At 73.6% G+C, this 18758-nt stretch carries 9 protein-coding genes and 1 pseudogene; 6 read left to right on the forward strand and 4 right to left on the reverse strand.

The genetic code is table 11. The features are described 5' to 3' along the window. The 3 genes and pseudogenes from LTT61_RS17010 to LTT61_RS32965 form a co-directional block, all read right to left on the reverse strand. Window positions 1–1848 carry a dynamin family protein gene (locus LTT61_RS17010; RefSeq protein WP_233014914.1) on the reverse strand — a complete coding sequence of 616 codons (1848 nt, stop codon included), beginning with the start codon at window positions 1846–1848 and terminating at the stop codon, window positions 1–3. A gap of 73 nt (window positions 1849–1921) precedes the next feature. Beyond that, on the reverse strand, window positions 1922–2446 hold the full coding sequence (locus tag LTT61_RS17015) for a hypothetical protein (protein WP_233014915.1): 525 nt from the start codon (window positions 2444–2446) through the stop codon (window positions 1922–1924). Window positions 2447–4678: 2232 nt separating this feature from the next. Continuing rightward, a pseudogene (locus LTT61_RS32965) lies at window positions 4679–4777 on the reverse strand (hypothetical protein); the annotation flags it as partial. Between the two features lie 276 nt (window positions 4778–5053). On the opposite strand from LTT61_RS32965, the gene LTT61_RS17025 reads away from it, so the two are divergent. From LTT61_RS17025 to LTT61_RS17045, 5 genes are all read left to right on the forward strand, one after another. After that, window positions 5054–6829, forward strand: a complete 1776-nt coding sequence (locus LTT61_RS17025) for an Hsp70 family protein (protein WP_233014920.1) — start codon at window positions 5054–5056, stop codon at window positions 6827–6829. Beyond that, window positions 6822–9578 (forward strand): LuxR C-terminal-related transcriptional regulator, encoded by a 2757-nt coding sequence (locus LTT61_RS17030; RefSeq protein ID WP_233014922.1) that lies wholly within the window; start codon window positions 6822–6824, stop codon window positions 9576–9578. Before LTT61_RS17025 ends, LTT61_RS17030 begins: the two co-directional genes overlap by 8 nt. Before the next feature lie 49 nt (window positions 9579–9627). Next, on the forward strand, window positions 9628–10782 hold the full coding sequence (locus LTT61_RS17035) for a hypothetical protein (protein WP_233014923.1): 1155 nt from the start codon (window positions 9628–9630) through the stop codon (window positions 10780–10782). Window positions 10783–10978: 196 nt separating this feature from the next. Then, window positions 10979–12334 carry a S1 family peptidase gene (locus LTT61_RS17040; protein WP_233014925.1) on the forward strand — a complete coding sequence of 452 codons (1356 nt, stop codon included), beginning with the start codon at window positions 10979–10981 and terminating at the stop codon, window positions 12332–12334. Window positions 12335–12445: 111 nt separating this feature from the next. Continuing rightward, the gene (locus LTT61_RS17045) at window positions 12446–13777 is read left to right on the forward strand and encodes a S1 family peptidase (protein WP_233014927.1); all 1332 of its coding nucleotides are present in this window, start codon (window positions 12446–12448) and stop codon (window positions 13775–13777) included. 314 nt (window positions 13778–14091) lie between these two features. On the opposite strand, the gene LTT61_RS17050 is transcribed toward LTT61_RS17045, so the two are convergent. Beyond that, complete coding sequence (locus tag LTT61_RS17050) at window positions 14092–14826, reverse strand: hypothetical protein (protein ID WP_233014929.1); 735 nt, start codon at window positions 14824–14826, stop codon at window positions 14092–14094. A gap of 473 nt (window positions 14827–15299) precedes the next feature. On the opposite strand from LTT61_RS17050, the gene LTT61_RS17055 reads away from it, so the two are divergent. Further along, window positions 15300–18713 carry a (Fe-S)-binding protein gene (locus LTT61_RS17055; protein ID WP_233014931.1) on the forward strand — a complete coding sequence of 1138 codons (3414 nt, stop codon included), beginning with the start codon at window positions 15300–15302 and terminating at the stop codon, window positions 18711–18713. The last annotated feature ends 45 nt before the right edge of the window (window positions 18714–18758 follow it).

Raw genomic sequence — 18758 nt, forward strand, 5'->3', positions numbered from 1 at the left:
TTACCGTACCGGCGGATTGCCCGGCAGTTGCGGGGTGTCCGCCGGTGCCAGCGCGACGGCGTGCCTGCGCAGTTCGGCGACGACCCGCAGCTGCCGCTCCAGCTCCGCGCAGCGCTCGGCGCGGCGGGAGGATTCCACGCTGGCGGCGTCCTGGGTGGCGCGCAGCGAGTCCTCCAGCGAGCGCAGCGCGCGCTCGGCGACGCCCGTGTAGTGGTCGCGCAGCGCGCGGTGGATGCGGTGCAGCCGGTCCTTCGATTCCTTGCCCGCCTGGAACGCGACGTCGTCGACGAAGCGGCGCACCGCCGTCTTGGCCTCGCCGCGGCGGCGCGCCAGCCTGGCCTGCTTGTCGTCCCGGAAGGCCTTGCCGCCGACCAGGACCCCGGCGCCGAGCGAGATCGGGTTCAGCATGGCGAGCCCGGCGAAGGTGCTCGCCAGCCCGACCATCAGCATGCCGCCGTACGACCCGCGCATGCCGACCAGCAGTTTGCTGCCGAAGCCGATGTCTTTCTCCAGGTCGGCGAGGGTGCCGGAACCCGCACGGCTGTCGCCGGATTCGAGCGCGCCGCGCACGTCGGGCAGCTCGACCGCGCCCAGCTCGGCGAAGTGCTCGGCGACCCGCTCGGCCAGCCGGGCCGCGCGCTCGTGGGTGAAGAGCAGGTTGTCGCCGAGCGCGCTGTCCACGCTCAGCCCGAGCCACTCCGCGATCCGCTCCCAGTGCCTGCCCGGGTCGTGGTCGTCGATCCACTCCTCGCCGTCGCGGGCGATGGCGCGCAGACGTTCGCGCAGGTCGTGGTCGGTGTCGCCGGCCAGGTCGGTGATGCCGTCGCCGAGCGTCTGCTGCCAGGACGCGGTGCGGCGGTGCAGCTCCTCGGCGGCTGCCTTGGCGGTGCGCAGCTCCTGCAGGGCCGCCGCGCCCCGGTCCGGGTCGCGCAGCGCGACGAGCTCGCTGCCGAGCGCGAGCGCGAGATGTTCGGCGGCGGCGGCGATGTCGCGGGCCACCCCGGCGCGCACGGCGGCCTGGTCGCGGGCGACGACCTCGTCGCGCAGGTACTGATAGAGCTCCCCGAAGCCCGATTCCCGGCCCAGCTGCTGGTCCCTGGTACGCATGGCGTGCTCGCGGAGCAGCGCGGAGACCGGGATGATCGGCAGCGGGAGCGCGGCGCGTTCGAGGTGGGCGACGTCGGCCTCGTGCACCCGGCGCCAGTGCGGGTACAGGTCGACCTTGGTGAGCAGCAGCGCGACCGTCGGGCACAGCTCGCGCACCTGGCGCAGGAAGGTGAGCTCGGGCTCGGTGAGTTCGGTGGAGGCGTCGGAGACGACCAGCACCGCGTCGGCCGTCGGCACCATGCCGAGCACCGTCGCCGCGCCCGGCCCCGAGCCGCCGACGCCGGGGGTGTCGACCAGCACGATGCCATCCGCGAGCAGCGGGTTCGGGGCGTGCAGCTCCAGCCGCAGCACCCGGCGGCCCTCGGCGAGCGGGGTGCGCGCGTCGATGCCAGCGACGGCGTCCGGCGGGATCGGAACCCGCACCTCCGGCGCGCCCGCCTCGGTGCCGGCGAGCACCAGCTCGGCGCGCGGCTCGTCGCCGTGCGCGAGCAGCATCGGGAGCGCCGTGCCGCCCCCATCGCCGACCGGGCACAACTCCGCGTTCAGCAGGGCGTTCACGAACCGGCTCTTGCCCTGGCCGAGTTGACCGGCGATCACGATCCGGCGGCGCGGGTCGCGCACCCGCTCGGCCGCGGCGTGCAGGCGGTCCACCAGGTCGGAGCGGTGCGCGGCGCGCGCCACCGCGATGGTCTCGGTGAGCACCGGGAGCAGCGGGAGGGCGGGGGCCGTCGGTGCGGTCATCAAGTCGCCTTTCGTCGCGCGGACGGGCTGTCCGTCCCGGCCGGGACGGACAGCCCGTGGATCATCGCCCGGATCAGTGGAACAGGCCGTGATCGGTGTCGGTGTCGACGTGCGCGTCGCTGCCGCTCTGCGAGGTGCCGAACAGGGAGCTCTCGCCGGTCACCGAGCTCGCTCCCGTCGCGCCGCCGCTGCCACCGCCGCTGAACGAGGTGTCGCCGAAGGCGCTGGAGACGTCGACCGAGTGCCAGGCGCTGTTCGCCGACGAGGCGGCGCCGGTGAGGGAGCCGCCCAGCGCGCCGGAGGCGCTGCCCGCCGCCGATCCGCCGAGTTCGGCGCCCGCCTGCGCGGTGGAGCCGATGGCGGTTCCGGCTTCGGCGGCGCCGTTCAGGGCGCCGCCGAGCTGGCCGGTCGCGGAGCCGCCGAGATCGGTGGCGCCGGTGAGGGTGCCGCCGAGGCCGGATTCCAGACCGGTGGTGACTTGGCCGCCGAGGCCGGTGCTGCCGTTCAGGGCGCCGCCGAGGTTGGTTTCCAGGCCGGAGGTGAGTTGGCCGCCCGCGCCCGCCGCGCCGTCGATCGCGCCGCCGAGGCCGGACTCCAAGCCGCTGCCGAGCTGGCCGCCCACACCCGCTGCGCCGCCCAAGCCGGACTCCAGGCCGCCCGCGAGCTGGCCGCCGAGACCCGCGGTCCCGTCCACCGCACCACCCAGGCCCGACTCCAGGCCGCCCGCGAGCTGGCCGCCCAGTCCTGCGGTCCCGTCCACCGCACCACCCAGGCCCGACTCCAAGCCGCCCGCGAGCTGGCCGCCGAGACCCGCGGTCCCGTCCACCGCTCCGCCGAGGCCCGACTCCAGGCCCGCGGCGAGCTGGCCGCCGAGACCCGCCGTTCCGTCCACCGCTCCGCCGAGGCCCGCGCCCACCTGGCCGCCGAGACCGGCCGCGCCGTCCACGGCTCCGCCCAGTCCGGACTCCAGGCCCGCGGTCAGCTGGCCGCCGAGACCGGCAGCTCCGCCGAGGCCGGTTTCGAGACCGCCCGCCAGCTGCCCGCCGGCGCCCGCGGCGCCGTCCACCGCGCCACCGAGCCCGGTTTCCAGGCCGCCGGCCAGCTGCCCGCCGAGGCCCGCGGTTCCGTCGAGTGCGCCGTCGAGGCCGGTGACCACGCCGCCGGTGACGCCGGAGAGCCCGGTCTCGAGTCCGGCCGCGGTCTCGCCGCCCGCCGCGAGCACGCCGCCGACGGTGCCGGCGAGGCCGGTCTCCAGGCCCGCTCCAGCCTGTGCGCCCGCGTTCAGGGCGCCGTCCAGCGCCCCGCCGAGCTCCGTGGTCGCGTCGACCGCGCCGCCCAGACCGGCACCCAGACCAGCGGCCGCATCCACCGCGCCACCAACACCCGCACCGAGACCGGCGGCCGCGCCGACCGCGCCACCGAGGCCCGCTCCGAGGCCAGCGGCGGAATCCACCGCGCCCTCGACTGCACCGCCGAGACCTGCACCCAGGCCGGCGGTCGCGTCCACCGCGCCACCAACACCCGCACCGACACCGACCGCACCGTCCACCACACCGCCGAGCGCGCCGCCGACGCCAGCGGTCGCGTCCAACGCGCCACCCAGACCAGCGCCGAGGCCGGCTCCGACACCGGCGGCACCATCGAGCGCGCCACCGAGGCCCGCGCCCACGCCCGCAGCGGCGTCGACCGCGCCACCCAAACCGGCCCCCAGACCAGCGGCCGCATCGACCGCGCCACCCACGTCCGCACCGAGGCCAGCGGCCGCGTCCACCGCGCCACCAACGCCCGCACCGAGACCGGCAGCACCGTCCACCACTCCACCGAGCGCGCCACCCAGACCCGCGGCTGCGTCCACCGCACCGCCGACGCCCGCGCCGACACCCGCCGCACCGTCAACCACGCCACCGAGCGCGCCACCCAGACCCGCACCGAGCCCGGCGGCCGCGTCGACCGCGCCACCCAGACCAGCGCCCACGCCGGCAGCGGCGTCGACTGCGCCGCCGACGGCACCACCCAGGCCAGCGGCCGCGTCGACGGCACCGCCGAGACCGGCACCCAGCCCCGCGCCGATACCCGCGACTCCGTCGAGCGCGCCACCGAGACCCGCGCCCACACCGGCCGCGGCGTCGACCGCACCGTTTACGGCTCCGCCGAGACCCGCGCCGAGACCCGCGGCGGCATCGACCGCACCGCCGAGACCGGCACCCAGACCGGCGGCGGCGTCCACCGCACCACCGAGGGCACCGCCGAGACCGGCACCGAGCCCCGCCGCCGCATCGATGGCACCGCCGAGACCGGCTCCCAGCCCCGCCGCCGCGTCCACCGCACCACCGACGGCACCGCCCAAACCGGCTCCCAGCCCCGCCGCGGCGTCGACGACTCCGCCGACGGCACCGCCGAGGCCGGCCCCGAGCCCGGCGGCCGCGTCAACAGCTCCACCCAGCCCCGCGCCGAGGCCGGCCCCGAGCCCGGCACCCAACCCGGCGGCGACGTCCACAGCCCCACCCAGCCCGGCACCCAACCCCGCCGCCACATCCACGGCCCCGTTCAGCGCACCGCCGAGCCCGGCGGTCAGATCGACCCCGGCATCCACAGCTCCACCGAGCCCGAGATCGATATCCGTGTCCACCGACCCCCCGAGCCCGAGATCGAGATCAGCGGCGGCCCCGATGGCAGCCGATCCGGCCGCGCCGATGACAGCGGCCGCGGCCGCCTGAGCCCCCGCCGCCACGATGGCCGACAACTGCGACCCGCCCGCGACGAACGCCGACTCCGCGACCATGGGCGCGACGGCGGCAATGTCCTCGGGGCTCACGTCACCGAGCCCGGCGGCGGCGAGCGCGCCGGTCGGGTTGTTGCAGTACCCCACCGCGGCTTCACGATCACGCAGCAGGTCGAGGATGAACTCGAGGATGGCGTTCGGGGTCATGGGGATCGTCTCCTGGTTTCGGCGGGGCCGATCGGCCCACTGCAGTCGGAATGCCTTTCACGCTAGGAGCGCGTGGTGTTACGCCGAAACGGGGCGCACCCCCAATGCTCGCGGGAACATTTCGTTAGGGGTTCGGAGCGCATTAGGGGAATTTCCCCGAACCTGCCCGGAATCGGTAACGGCGCTCCCCCAGCAACCGACAGAGCTGGTGCGCCGGGTGCGCACGCAGTAGGACAGCGACACATCGGACCAACAGTTCTCGAACGGGGTTCTCGCATGACACAGCGTCTGGCGCTCGGCATCACCGTCGGTGCGTACCGAGCGGCCGTCGCGGCCGCCGCGGCCGACGATCGCGACGGTGAAACCGCCCGGGTCACGGCGCATCCCAGCGTGCTACGGCTGACGGCGGATGCCGCGCCCGCGTTCGGCACGGCAGCCGCGCCGCGCGGCAGGCACTCCGGCGACACCGTGCTCGAGGGCTTCCTCGCCCGGGTCGGCGACCCGGTCGCGATCCTCGCCGAGGACGGATCCGAGCACGTCGCGGAGGATCTCGTCGCTACCTCGATCGCCTGCCTGATCGAGGAGGCGGCCGGGTACGCCGACCCGGTGACGGTCGCCTGCCACCCCGCCTGGTGGTCGAACCACACCGTGGAGGCGCAGCGTGCGGCGCTGGCGCGGGCCGGGCTGGACGACGTCACCCTCGTCCCCGAGCCCGCCGCCGTGCTGCGGCTGCTCGACACCGCGGACGCCACGCGCGCGGACGGCGCGGTGGTGGTCTACGACCTCGGCGCCACCGGCCTCACCGTCTCGGTGCTGCGCACCGGCGCGCAGTCCGGCATGCTCGCCGCCCCGGTCCGCAGCACCGAGGTGGCCGGTGCCGAATTCGATCTGCTCACCATGCGTTACGTGCTGGCAAATGCCATGGGTGAAAACGATTTCGACCCCTTCGACCCGGTGGTGGAACGGGAATTGTCGGCGCTGCGGGAACGGTGCCGGAAAGCGAAGGAAACCCTTTCCCGCGACACCGCCACCGTGGTCGAGGTCCGGCTGGACCCGGCGGCGGAGCCGCAGCGGATCCGGCTGGTCCGCGGCGAGGTCGAGGATCTGCTGCGCGCCCCGCTGCTGACCTCAGCCGAACTCGTCCGCGACGCGCTGCACCGGGCCGGGGTCGATCTCGGCGATGTCCGCCGGATCGTGCTCACCGGCGGCGGCGGCGCGATTCCGCTGGTCACCGAGGTGCTCTCCTCCGAGTTCGGGCTGCCGGTCGCGGCCGCGGGCGACCCGGAGAACGCCGCCGCGCGCGGCGCCGCGCTGCTCGCCGCCGATCTCGCGAGCAGCACGGTGCAGAACACCCCCGCGGTCGCCGCCGCCGACGACACCGCGACGACCAGGATCCCTGCGCTACTCCCCGATCTACCGGACCCGCCGCAACCGCACGGGCGGTTCACCGGCAGGCAGCGGGCCGGGATCGTCGCGGGCGCGGTGACCGCGCTCGCCCTGCTCGCCACCGGCACGCTCGCGCTCGGCACCGGAACCTTCAGCGGTGAGCCGACCCCGCCCAGCTCGGTGCAGAACGCGCCGCAGGCGCCCGACGCCGCAGGTGTCGCGGCCACCGACGCCCCGACCGCCCCCGGCGTCGGCACCGTCGACTCCACCGGCCTGCCGGTGACCGCGGCCCCCGGCACCGTCGCGAATTCCGGCGGCACTCCCGGCACCCCCAACACCCCCGCCGCCCCCGGCACCCCCGCCGCGCCGGGCGCCGCCACCCCCGACGGCCGGCCGACCCAGCAGGCCGGAAACCCGGCCCCCGACCAGCCCGCCCCCCAGGCCCCCGCCCCGGCGAACAACGGCGGCGCGACCCCGCCCCCCGCGAACAGCGGCGGCGCACCCCCGCAGACCGTCGTGATCCAGCCCCCCACCGTGCCGAGTCTGCCGACCCGCGTGCTCACCGACACCATCGACGATGTCGGCGACGGCGTCGGCGGCGTACTCGGCGGCGTCGGTGACGCGGTCGGCGGCGTCGGCGAGGTCCTGGGAGGCTCCGGTGGCTGAGGCTGCCTTCGACACCCTCCCGATCGCGCGCGAGATCCTCCGGGAACTCGAGGCCCGCTCCGCGGAGCCGACGGTCTACCTGGTGCGCGGCCGCTCCGGCACCGGCAAGTCCACCCTGCTCGCCGCCATCAGGGCGCAGCTGCGCTCGGCCGGAATCCCGGCCCGCGACACCGTCTCCGGCCACGCCAGGCCCGTACACACCCCGCCCCGCCCGGCCCCGGCGCGGACGGCCGCTCCCGCGCCGAACCGCCTCCCGCTGCAGGGCCGCCCCGCGCCCCGGCTGCCGGTGCCGAACCGGCAACCGCAGCCCCCGCGCCGCCCCGGCTCCCCCGCCGTGGTCGGCGCCGCACGGCCGCAGCAGGGGTCGCAGCGCGAGGCAGCGCTGGTGATCGACAACGCGCACACCCTCGGCGACGCCGAGCTGCTCGCGCTGTGCCGGGCGATCGACGCCGGGCAGCGCACCGTGGTGATCGCGGCCCAGCCGCGCCCGCACGACCAGCGGCTGCGCCGGCTCGCCGACACCGTCGCGCGGCGCGGCCGGGTGGTCGAGCTGCGCGCGCTCGGCGCGGCCGAGATCGTCCCCTTCGCCCGCGAACTCGGCATGGTGGTGCCGCGCTCGGTGGCCCAGCACATCCACCAGCTGACCGGGGGGAATCGCGGCGGCGTCGTCGCGGCGCTCGCCGCCGCCAGCACGGCCAGGCTTGACGCCGGAATCGCCACGGTCGACGCGGCCGTCACCGAGTGGGCCCGCAGCCTGCTCGGCGCCGTCGAGCCGGACCTGCTGGAGACGCTCGCGGTGGCCACCACCGGCACCGGGCTCGACTCCAGCGAGCTGGTCGAGGTGCTCGGCGTCCCGGCGGGCGCCGCCGACGCGCTGATCGACCGGGCAAGGGCGAGCGCGCTGGTCACCGACGCCGACCTGCTGCTCGACCCGGCCATCGCGCCGCTGCGCACGCTGCTCGGCGACCGCCGCTTCGTCGCGGTGCAGCGCAGGCTGCTCTCCGCGCGGCTGGACGCGGGGCTGCTGCGCGACCACACCGCGCTGCTGCTCGCCGAGTCCGGCGTGCGCGACGCCAGGCTGGCCGATTTCCTCTGCCACGCCGCCGAGAAGGCGGGCGCGGAGGCGGTCCGCTACTACCGCGCCGCCGTCGCCGCGGGCACCGACCCCGACGCCATCGCGCTGCCATGGGCCGAGGCCGCGCTGCGCGCGGGCGACGGCGAGACCGCGCTGCGGCTGGCCGAGCCGGTGCTGGCCCGGCTCGGCGGCGCCGACCCCGGTGTGCCCGGCCCGGCCGACGCCGCCCCCGACCTCGCCACCGCCGTCCGGATCTGCGCGACGGTGCTGGTCCGGCGCGGCCGTACCGCGCGCGCCGCGCAGCTCTACGGCTGGCTCGGCCCGCACCGCGCGGGCGCGGACTGGGCCACCGGCGCCGCCGTGCAGTACCTCGCGGGCGACGCGGCGGGCGCGGCCACCATGTCCGCGTCGGCGCGGCAGTGGCCGCCGACCGAGGCGAACGCGCACACCCGCCGGATCGTGGAGGCGCTGGCGCGCACCGTGACGCCGCGCCCCGACCCCACCGGCCGAGGCCGGATGGCCCTGCTGGAGGACGGCGAGGCGGGCACCGCCGCCGCGGTCTCCGGGCTGATCGGGGTCGCGCACGCGGCCGCGGCCACCGAGCGGCTGCTGCCGTGTGCCGCCACCACCATCGCCACGCTGCTCTGCCTGAGCATCGGCGAGCCGCGCCGCGCCATCGACGCGCTGCGCCGCTCCGAGGCCGACGGCAACGCGGGCCCGCAGCCCGCCGTGCTCGCGGCCTGGGCGGCCATGCTCGGCGGCGACGAGCGCACCGCGGCCGACCGGGTCGCCGCGTTCGACCACGCGGTCCTGGAGCCGAGGGACCGGCTGCTCGCGCACGGCGTCGCGATCGGGCTGGCCCGCCGCTCCGGCGACCACACCGCGCTCACCCTGGCCTGGGAGGCAGCGGTTCCGCTCTTCGACGAGGTCGACGCCGACCTGTTGACGCTGCTGCCGATCGGCGAGCTCTGGCTGGCCGGGATCCGGCTGCGCGACGAGCGCCGGATCGCCCCGCTGGTGGCCGCGGGCTACGGCGTGCTTCGCAGGCTCGGCGAGCCGCCCGCCTGGGCCAACGCCTTCCACTGGTACGGCGTGCAGGCCGCGCTCGCGCAGGAGCGCCCGGACGACCTGCTGCCGCACGCCGGGCAGCTCAGGGCCGCCGCCGAGGCGGGCGACCGGCACGCCGCCGTGCTCGCGCAGGCAGGCCGCACCTGGGTGCTCGTGCTGCGCGGCGAGGTGGCCGCGGTGGAGGTCGAGGCCGCGGTGGCGCAGCTGGCCGCGCTCGGCCTCACCTGGGACGCCGCCCGGCTGGCCAGCGAGGCCGCGCTCGCCGCGCGCGACCCCGCCGCGGCGACCGCGCTGCTCAAACTGGCCCGCACGGTCCGCGCGGACGCCAGGCCCGCCGACACCGCGCCGCGGCCGCGCGCGGGCGCGCCCGCCGCGAACCCGGTGGCAGGCGCCGACACCGCGGCCGTGCTCAGCGAGCGCGAGCGCGAGGTCGCCGAGCTGGTCCTGCTCGGCCTGACCTACCGAGAGATCGGCGCGCGGCTCTACATCTCGGCGAAGACGGTGGAGCACCACGTCGCCCGGATCAGGCGTCGAATCGGTGCCCAGTCCCGTTCGGAGTTATTGTCGATGCTCCGCGCCATGGGACACGGCTCGCTGCTGGTGTGACGCTGGTCGGGAAACCTGTCCGGGCGGACGCCGAAGCGAGGTAAACAGGATGGCCACTGGTGTGGGCCTGCGCATTGCCGACGACGAGTGCGTCGCGGCGATCGCGACCGACAGCGGGGCGGAGGGGGATCTTCCGGAGGGCGAGCCGCACTACATCGTCCGCACCTGTGTGCTGCACATGTCGGACGACGGCGACGCCGCGCTCGGCGGCGAGCCGCCGGAGGGCTACACGCACTCCATCCGGCACTTCGTCGGCGCCATCGGCGACCCGAACGGGGTCACGGTGGACGACGGCGAGGCGTACCGGGCCGAGGATCTGGTCGCGACGGCGCTGTTCTGCCTGATCAACCTCTCCGCCGACTACCTGGTCGGCCCGGCCGAGTTCTACGCCACGCACCCGAACAGCTGGCCGCCGGAGCACGTGCAGGGGCTGCGCGAGGCGCTGGACTACCTCGGGCTGCGCTCGGTGGTGCTGGTCGACGAGGAAGACCTGCCGCCCGCCGCCGGGCTGGATCGCGGCCGGACCCTGGCGCACCACGCGGCCCGCTCGGCGCTGGCCGCGGTGCTCGCCACCCCGGCGGGCACCACCCCGCCGGACCCGTCGGAGCCGCCGGTGCACGCGCTTGAGGTCACCGACGTGATCCCGAGCGTGGACGCCGCGGGCGCCCGCCCGCAGGCGTACTCCGCCGCCATGCCCGCCGCCGATCCGCTGGTGACCGAGCCGGGCGGCGAGCCGGGTAAGCCGGCCGCGACACCGGCCACCGTGCCGCCCGCGCGGCCGGAGCACCGCACCCGCAACCGGATCGTGCTGCTGATCGCCGCCGCGGTGGCGCTCGGCACGGTGCTCGGCGGGATCGGGATGGCGGTGATCTTCCGCGAGTCGTCGGACCCGAAGGTGCCGCCGCTGCCGGATGCACAGTCGTCGCTGCCGCCGGTCACCTCGACCACGGCGCCGGTGCCCCCGCCGCCACTGCCGCTCGGCGACGAGCCGCCGGTCGTGATCACCACGACCACCACCGACCCCGAGCCGACGCCGGAGCCACCGCCACCCCCGCCGACCAGCGAAGCGACGACGACTCCCGCGCCGACCACCGCCCGGACCACGCCCCGGCGGACCACCACGACGCTGGCTCCGTGGCAGCAACCGTGGCCGCCGACCTATCCGCCGGGATTCCCGACCTGGACTCTGCCCGGTGGCCGGTGAACGGGCCGACCGCCCGGTACTCCGGGGTAGATCATCCCGCTCGACCATTGCCCACGACCGATGGCGATTCGTGCCCTAGAGTGTTGCGCTGACCGGACTTTCCCTCTCGGGTGGTCCGCTGAATGAGGATTTTCGTGGGTGCGGTTCGCCCGTTCCCCACTGATGGCTGGCACGTGGGTGCCGACGAAGGGACTTCATGCGCAAGCTGGTGGCGCGTCGCGCCGCGGTCAGGGCAGCCGGCATCGCCGCCGCGACGACCGTCATTCTCGCTCCCCTGCTCTGCTCCGGCGCCGCCACCGCGGCGCCGGACCAGCTCGCCGCCGACGCGCTCCCCGCGGAACTGGTGCAGGCCATCGCCCGCGATCTGCAGCTCACCCCCACCGAGTACCTGGACCGCGCCGCGCGGGCCCAGGAGTTGCGCACCTACGCCTCCGACTTCCGCGCCGAGCGCCCCGGCGACTTCGCGGGCGCCTGGATCGGCCAGGACGGCAAGCCGGTCGTCGCGGTGACCTCCCCCGAGGCCGCGCAGATCGCCACCGCCGACGGCTACCAGACCAGGCTGACCCCGGTGAACGCCGACGGCCTCGAGGGCTCGCTGCAGCAGCTCGGCCAGTGGGTCAACACGCTGCCGAGGGAGGTGTCGCAGGCCATCCAGTCGGTCGCGATCGACTTCCTGAACAGCCAGCTGGTGGTCAGCATCGCCAACACCCCCACCGGCCACATGCTGAACGTGCCGACCCTGATCGCGAACGTGAAGGTCATCCTGACCCCCGGCGGCGGCGGGCCGGTGGAGCGCAGGCCGATGGCGGGCGACACCTACATCACCTCGAATCTCTCGCTGCAGGACAGCAACCTGCAGGGCGTCGATATCTGCTCGTTCGGTTTCAACAGCGTCGACGCCGCGGGCCGGGCGCTGAACATCAGCGCCGGGCACTGCGACCCCAAGCTCGGCGAGGGCGACCAGCGCGCCACCGTGTACCAGCCGAACGTCAGGGACATCCCGAACAGCCCGGCGCTCGGCTCCTTCACGCAGGCCAACCTGGGCGGGTCCAGCGGCCTCGACTTCTCGCTCATCGAGCTGAACGAGCACGCCGTCGGGCTCGGCATGGACCAGCCGTCGGTGCGCGGCTCCAACGGCACCACGCTGCACATCACCGGGGTCGGCGATCCGATCACCGGCGCGCCGATCTGCAAGTCGGGCCAGTCCTCCACCTTCACCTGCGGCTACGTCGTCGCGGATCGGGTGGAGACCCAGCTCTACACCGCGGAGGGGGAGAGTCGCACCATCCGCGGCTTCGCCAGCTCCGCCTGCACCCTCGGGGGCGACAGCGGCGGGGCGATCGTCTCCGGCACGCTCGCCCTCGGCATCACCAGCGGGTCGAACGCGGCCGACGCACCGAGCTGCAACGAGGCCAACGTTGCGCTCGCGCAGTACGGCGGCACGGCGACCCTCGGCATTCCGATCCGGCCCATCCTGGCCGAGATCGATGCCGCCTCCGGCGGTGGCGCGGGCTCCGGGATCACCGTCCGGACCAAGCCGGTCACGAGCTGAAATTCGGCAAACCGTCGGTGACCGCCGACACTCGCCGGATCTGTCCGAATCGCAACCACGCAGCACAGGGGACGAGTAGTGATAGCGGACCGCACACCATATAGTCTGGGCATGCTTCTGCCACGCAACGGCCGCAGGCGGCCGACCGCCCGCTCCGGAACATTCCGCAAGACCGTGATCGCGGCCTCGGCGGCGGCCCTGCTGTTCGGGCCCACCGCGGCAGTCGCCTCCGCCGACCCGGCCAACGACATGGATGCGCTGCCCGCCGAGCTGATCGCCGCCGTGCAGCGCGACCTGAAGATCTCCGCGGACGAGTACCTGAACCGCGCCGACCTCGCACAGCAGGTCGCCGCCTTCGCCACCAACGCCCAGCGGCAGTTCCCGCAGGTGTTCGGCGGGGCGTGGCTGGACGACGCGGGCCGCGCGGTGGTGGCGCTTTCCCAGGGCCCCGGCGCCGACGAGGCGCGGCAGGCCGCCGAGTCCGCCGGGTTCGAGGTGCGCAACGTCGCCAAGAGCGAGGCCGCGCTGCGCGGCGAGAAGAGCGCCTTCGAGCGCTGGCTCGACGGTCAGCCCGCCGAGATCGCGAACCTGGTGCGCGGCGTCGTCATCGACACCGTTAACAACAGCATCGCGGTCCGGGTCGACCAGGCCGGGCTGCCCATGCCGAGCTTCGTCGATCCCTCCCGGGTCATCGTGATGGCCCCGCCGATCGCGGGCGAGCAGGCCCCGAAGCCGCAGGCGACCGAGATCGCCGAGGCCAACGGCCAGCTGGCCGCCGGTGACGGCTACGCCTCGGTGGCAGGCGACACCTCGCTGCGCTGCTCGCTCGGGTTCAACGGCACCGACCGCAACGGCAACGTCGTGAACATCACCGCGGGCCACTGCAACCCGGACATCCCGTCGGCGGGCACCGGCAACGCGGCGGGCGTCTACGAGGTGGCCCGCGGCGACCGGCTCGGCGCGCAGCTCGGCAGCTTCCAGAAGTCGGTCCTCGGCAACCAGGACTACTCGATCATCCGGATCAACGACCAGGTGGCCGGGCGCTTCGCCAACAACACGGTGCGTGCGGGCGGCGCCGCCCCGATCGCCATCGACGGCGTGGCGAGCCCGGTCGTCGGCGCCCCGGTCTGCAAGTCCGGTGCGCGCACCGGCTTCAGCTGCGGCGTGGTGAACGCGATCGACCAGACCGTCCAGGTCGGCGACCGGGAGCTCACCCAGAGCTTCTCGGCCACCATCTGCGCGCTGCCGGGCGATTCCGGCGGCCCGCTGGTCTCCGGCCGGTTGGCGCTCGGCATCTCCAGCGCATCGTCGGTCGCCGACTACCCGGTGTGCGAGATCCCCAACCTGATCGGCGCGCTGACCGGCAATGTGCCGCAGCTCTTCGCGCAGCCGGTGAGCGTCGTGCTCTCGGACAACCCGGGGCTCCGGGTTCGTACCGGCTAGTAGGTACCGGGCAGTAGCCGAGAAGGCCGGGAGCGATTACGCTCCCGGCCTTCTCGCTGTTTCAGAGCCGGTGCGCATGGCCGGACCCGCCGAGATACAAGTCGGCGTAAAACGTCATTGCGCGGTCCAGGTTTCCGGCCCGCTACCGCTCGAACCGGAGGATTTTCGGGGCGCTGAGCGCCACGCTCCCGCATCAGAACCCCCAGCCGGAGGTCCGGGTACCCCTCCATCCGGAAAGCGCCCTACGGCCCCGGAACGCGAAACGGCCCGAACCTCCCAAGGGGAGATCCGGGCCGTGACCTGAACGGCAGTGCTTACTTGGGCTGCTCGGCGGCCGGCTTCGGCTTGTCGGCCCACTTGGAGGTGCCTTCGGCGGCGGTGATGGTGTTCACCAGGTCGATACCGGCGATGGCGAGCGCGGGGCCGCCGATCGCGATGGTGCCGAGGATGCCACCGATGCCCGCACCCGCGATGGCGGCCGGGATGCAGCCGACACCGAAGAGCGGCAGCCCCATGATGCAGCCGGTCACGCCGCCCGCGATGGCGCCGACGGCGGTGCCGAGGAAGCTACCGACCGCGGTCGCGATGCCGAACTGGCTGGCGAACTCGTTCTGCGCCCGCTGGTTCTCGATCGGCGAGGCGATCGGCTTGACGTTCACGTTGACCGTGTTCGCCTTCTCCTCGGGCAGGGCCGGCTGGGTCTCCGGGGTCAGCTCGAGGACCTTGCCGTCCTCCTTGACCACGGGCTTGACCGGGACCGAGATGTCACCGAGCGAGAAGTCGACCGGCAGCGTCATGACGACATTGCCCGCACCGTCCTTGACGCTGTAGTACTCGACCTCGTCGACGCCGTTGGTCTCCTTGGTGAGCTCGAACGTGCCACCCTTGAGGGTGGTGACGACCGTCTTGTCCACCAACTTCACCGAGTAGTTGATCGGGTCCGCGGACGGCTCGGCGGCCGGCGCGGGGTTCGCGTACGCCGTTCCCGCCCCCACGGTCAGCGCGCCGATGACCAGCGCGGCAGCCGCGGCGGTTCTCCGGAGATTCAATGCAGTGTCCAATCCATTTCAGGGGTTGTTCGCGGCCCGCTCTCTCCATACGCGAGAGCTCGTCATCCCGGAGCACAGGCGACCCGGGACCTCCCCGAGCGGTGTGGAAATCGGGCACGGCGAACAGAACGTCGTGAGCCTAATGGAACCGGCCCACGGATGCGAGATTCCTTACTATTGCTAGCGAGTTAGCGTGCCCTTATCGAGCTGGGCCTTCGCCACGGCATTTACCGTGATCATTGCTCCCCCACGGGGTGCGCGCGCAGAATTTCCCGTGACGTTCATCACAGGTGATTTTCCGGTCAAGCCCCAGCAAGACGGGGCAAACACCCGGAGGACAATCGTACGATGGACAGGGTAAGTTACCGGTGAGTAACTTACCCCGGGTTAGGATACGAGCCATTCGAGTACCGGCGGGTTTCCGAGCCCCGGCTCGACCCTGCTCGTGTTGCTTCTAAAAGAAAGGTCGCGACATGAATGCCCTGACACTGACGCTGGGCACGATTGGAGCAGCGCTCAGCCTGTTGTGCTGGGCGTCGTTCTTCGGCGGCGTCCGGGACATCGTCCGCGCCATCATGCTCGGTCAGTCCGCCCCCGATCGCTGGCGGCCGTTCTTCCCGCGCTTCAAGCAGATGGTGATCGAGTTCCTGGCGCACACCAGGATGAACAAGTTCCGCACCGTCGGCTGGGCGCACTGGCTGGTGATGATCGGCTTCATGGGCGGCGCCATCCTGTGGTTCGAGGCGTACGGGCAGACCTTCGATCCGGCCTTCCACTGGCCGATCATCGGCAATACCGCCGCCTACCACCTGTGGGACGAGCTCCTCGGGATCGGCACCATCGTCGGCATCGTGACGCTGATCGTCATCCGCCAGCTGAACCACCCGCGGGTGCCCGAGCGGCTCTCCCGCTTCAGCGGCTCGAAGTTCGCCCCGGCCTACGTCATCGAGACCATCGTCCTGCTCGAGGGGCTCGGCATGGTGCTGGTCAAGGCGGGCAAGATCGCGACCTACGGCCACGCCAACGCCTACACCGACTTCTTCACCATGCAGGTGGCCAAGCTGCTCCCGGCCAGCCCGAACATGGTGTCGATCTTCGCCTTCGTCAAGCTGATGTCCGGCATGGCCTTCCTGTACTACGTCGGCCGCAACATCACCTGGGGCGTGGCCTGGCACCGCTTCTCCGCCTTCTTCAACATCTACTTCAAGCGCGAGTCCGACGGCGGCGTCGCGCTCGGCGCGGCGAAGCCGATGATGTCCAAGGGCCGCGCCCTGGACATGGAGAACGTCGACCCGGACACCGACACCCTCGGCGCGGGCCGGATCGAGGACTTCTCCTGGAAGGGCTGGCTGGACTTCACCACCTGCACCGAGTGCGGCCGCTGCCAGAGCCAGTGCCCGGCCTGGAACACCGGAAAGCCGCTCTCGCCGAAGCTGCTCATCATGTCGCTGCGCGACCACGGCAAGGCCGTCGCGCCGTACCTGCTGGCCGGTGGCCGCAAGGATCCCGGCGGCGACGAGGTCGGGCTGGTGGACGCCGACGGCAAGCCGGACGAGGCCGCGCTGGCCCGCGTCTCCGACGCCGCCAAGGCCGAGGCCGAGCGGCCGCTGATCGGCGACCACGAGGCGAACGGCATCATCGACCCCGAGGTGCTGTGGAGCTGCACCACCTGCGGCGCCTGCGTCGAGCAGTGCCCGGTGGACATCGAGCACGTCGACCACATCATCGACATGCGCCGCTACCAGGTGCTCATCGAGTCGGAGTTCCCCTCCGAGCTGGCCGGGCTCTTCAAGAACCTGGAGAACAAGGGCAACCCCTGGGGCCAGAACGCCAAGGACCGGCTCAACTGGATCAACGAGCTGGAGTTCGACGTCCCGGTCTACGGCAAGGACGCCGAGAGCTTCGACGGCTACGAGTACCTGTTCTGGGTCGGCTGCGCGGGCGCCTACGAGGACCGTGCCAAGAAGACCACCAAGGCCGTCGCCGAGCTGCTCGCCACCGCAGGCGTGAAGTTCATGGTGCTCGGCCAGGAGGAGACCTGCACCGGTGACTCCGCCCGCCGCGCGGGCAACGAGTTCCTCTTCCAGCAGCTCGCCATGCAGAACATCGAGACGCTGAACGCGGTGTTCGAGGGCGTCGAGGATCGCAAGAAGAAGATCGTCGTCACCTGCGCGCACTGCTTCAACGCGCTCAGCAACGAGTACCCCCAGGTGGGCGGCTCCTACGAGGTCGTGCACCACACGCAGCTGCTGAACCGCCTGGTCCGGCAGAAGCAGTTGGTTCCCGTCGCCCCGGTGGCGCAGAACATCACCTACCACGACCCCTGCTACCTCGGGCGGCACAACAAGGTCTACAACGCGCCCCGCGAGCTGATGGCCGCCTCCGGCTCGACCCTGGTCGAGATGCCGAGGCACGGCGAGCGCTCCATGTGCTGCGGCGCCGGTGGCGCCCGCATGTGGATGGAGGAGCAACTCGGCAAGCGGGTCAATATCGACCGGGTCGACGAGGCGCTCTCCACCTCGCCCACCAAGATCGCGACCGGCTGCCCGTTCTGCCGCGTCATGCTGCACGACGGTGTGACCGCGCGGCAGGAGAGCGGGCAGGGTGAAGGTGTCGAGGTCATCGACGTCGCGCAGCTCATGCTCGACGCGATCGAACGGGTCGACGCGGCGGTGCTCACCGAGAAGTTGACGGTGGTGCAGGAGCCCAAGGTCGAGGTGGAGGCCGAGCCGGAGACCGTCGCTGAGCCGGTCGCCGAGGTCGTGGCCGAGCCGGAGTCGAAGCCCGCGGCCGCGAAGCCCGCCGGTGGTGGGCTCGCCATGAAGGGTGGCAAGGCGCCCGGTGGCAAGGGCCTCGCCATGAAGGGCCCGGCGAAGGCGCCCGGTGCCAAGGCAGCGGCTCCGGCCGACACCGATGCTCCCGCGGCCGACGCCGCCGACGCCGAGAAGAAGCCGGCTGCGAAGGCCGGTGGGCTCGCCATGAAGGGCGGCAAGGCGCCCGGTGGCAAGGGCCTCTCCATGAAGGGTCCTGCCAAGGCGCCCGGCGCCAAGGCGGCGGCTCCGGCCGACACCGCCGGCGCGGACGCGGATACCTCGACCGCCGAGTCGGCGGCAGCGGCTCCGGCCGCGGCACCGGCGAAGCCGGTCAAGGGTCTCGCCATGAAGGGCGCGGGCAAGGCGCCCGGTAAGGGTGCGCCCAAGCCGCCCGGTAAGAAGGCCCCGGCCGCCGCATCCGCCGAGGCGGAAACGTCCTCGAACGCGGCAGCTCCTGCCGAAGCCGAGGAAGCCTCCACGACGCCCGCCGAGGCGACCGAGAGCAAGCCAACCGTCGCGGCCAAGGGCCTGGCCATGAAGTCCGGCTTCAAGAAGGCCGGGCCGAAGGCGCCGGGCGCGTCCAAGCCCGCCGCCTCGGCCGAGGCGAGCGCGGCGACGCAGTCGTCGGCTCCGGCCGAGTCGCAGGCCCCGGCGCAGGCCGATGCCACGGCGACGGCGGAAGCCGAGGCGCCGGCTCAGGCGACCGAGAGCAAGCCGACGGTCGCCGCCAAGGGCCTCGCCATGAAGTCCGGCTTCAAGCGCCCCGGCCCCAAGGCGCCCGGCGCCCCCAAGCCGGCTCAGGCCGAGGAAGCTCAGGAGCCGCAGGCCGACGAGTCGCCCGCGGCGGAGACCCCGCAGCCGACGGCTGAGGAGACCCCTGCCCAGCAGGTCGAGGAGCCCCGGGCCGATACCGAGCCCGAAACCGCCGAACCGGAGACCACGGCATCCGCCGAGTCCACCGAGGGCGCGAAGGGCCACAGCGGCAACGGCTCCACCGGCACACCCCCGCCGCCCGCCAAGCCCGGCGGCCTCGGCTTCAAATCGGGAGCCAAGTCTCCCGGCCGCAAGGGCTGACCCACCCCAACGGAAAAGGCGCCCGGATCACCGATCCGGGCGCCT

Origin of the sequence: Nocardia asteroides (assembly GCF_021183625.1) — a bacterium.
Taxonomy (GTDB): Bacteria; Actinomycetota; Actinomycetes; order Mycobacteriales; family Mycobacteriaceae; genus Nocardia; species Nocardia asteroides_A.

Bases quoted from the DNA above. Each gene is read 5' to 3' on its own strand.
- LTT61_RS17045 (WP_233014927.1), top strand. From the start codon at position 12,446: ATGCTTCTGCCACGCAACGGCCGCAGGCGGCCGACCGCCCGCTCCGGA.
- LTT61_RS17025 (WP_233014920.1), top strand. From the start codon at position 5,054: ATGACACAGCGTCTGGCGCTCGGCATCACCGTCGGTGCGTACCGAGCG.
- LTT61_RS17040 (WP_233014925.1), top strand. From the start codon at position 10,979: ATGCGCAAGCTGGTGGCGCGTCGCGCCGCGGTCAGGGCAGCCGGCATC.
- LTT61_RS17010 (WP_233014914.1), bottom strand. From the start codon at position 1,848: ATGACCGCACCGACGGCCCCCGCCCTCCCGCTGCTCCCGGTGCTCACC.
- LTT61_RS17035 (WP_233014923.1), top strand. From the start codon at position 9,628: ATGGCCACTGGTGTGGGCCTGCGCATTGCCGACGACGAGTGCGTCGCG.
- LTT61_RS17055 (WP_233014931.1), top strand. From the start codon at position 15,300: ATGAATGCCCTGACACTGACGCTGGGCACGATTGGAGCAGCGCTCAGC.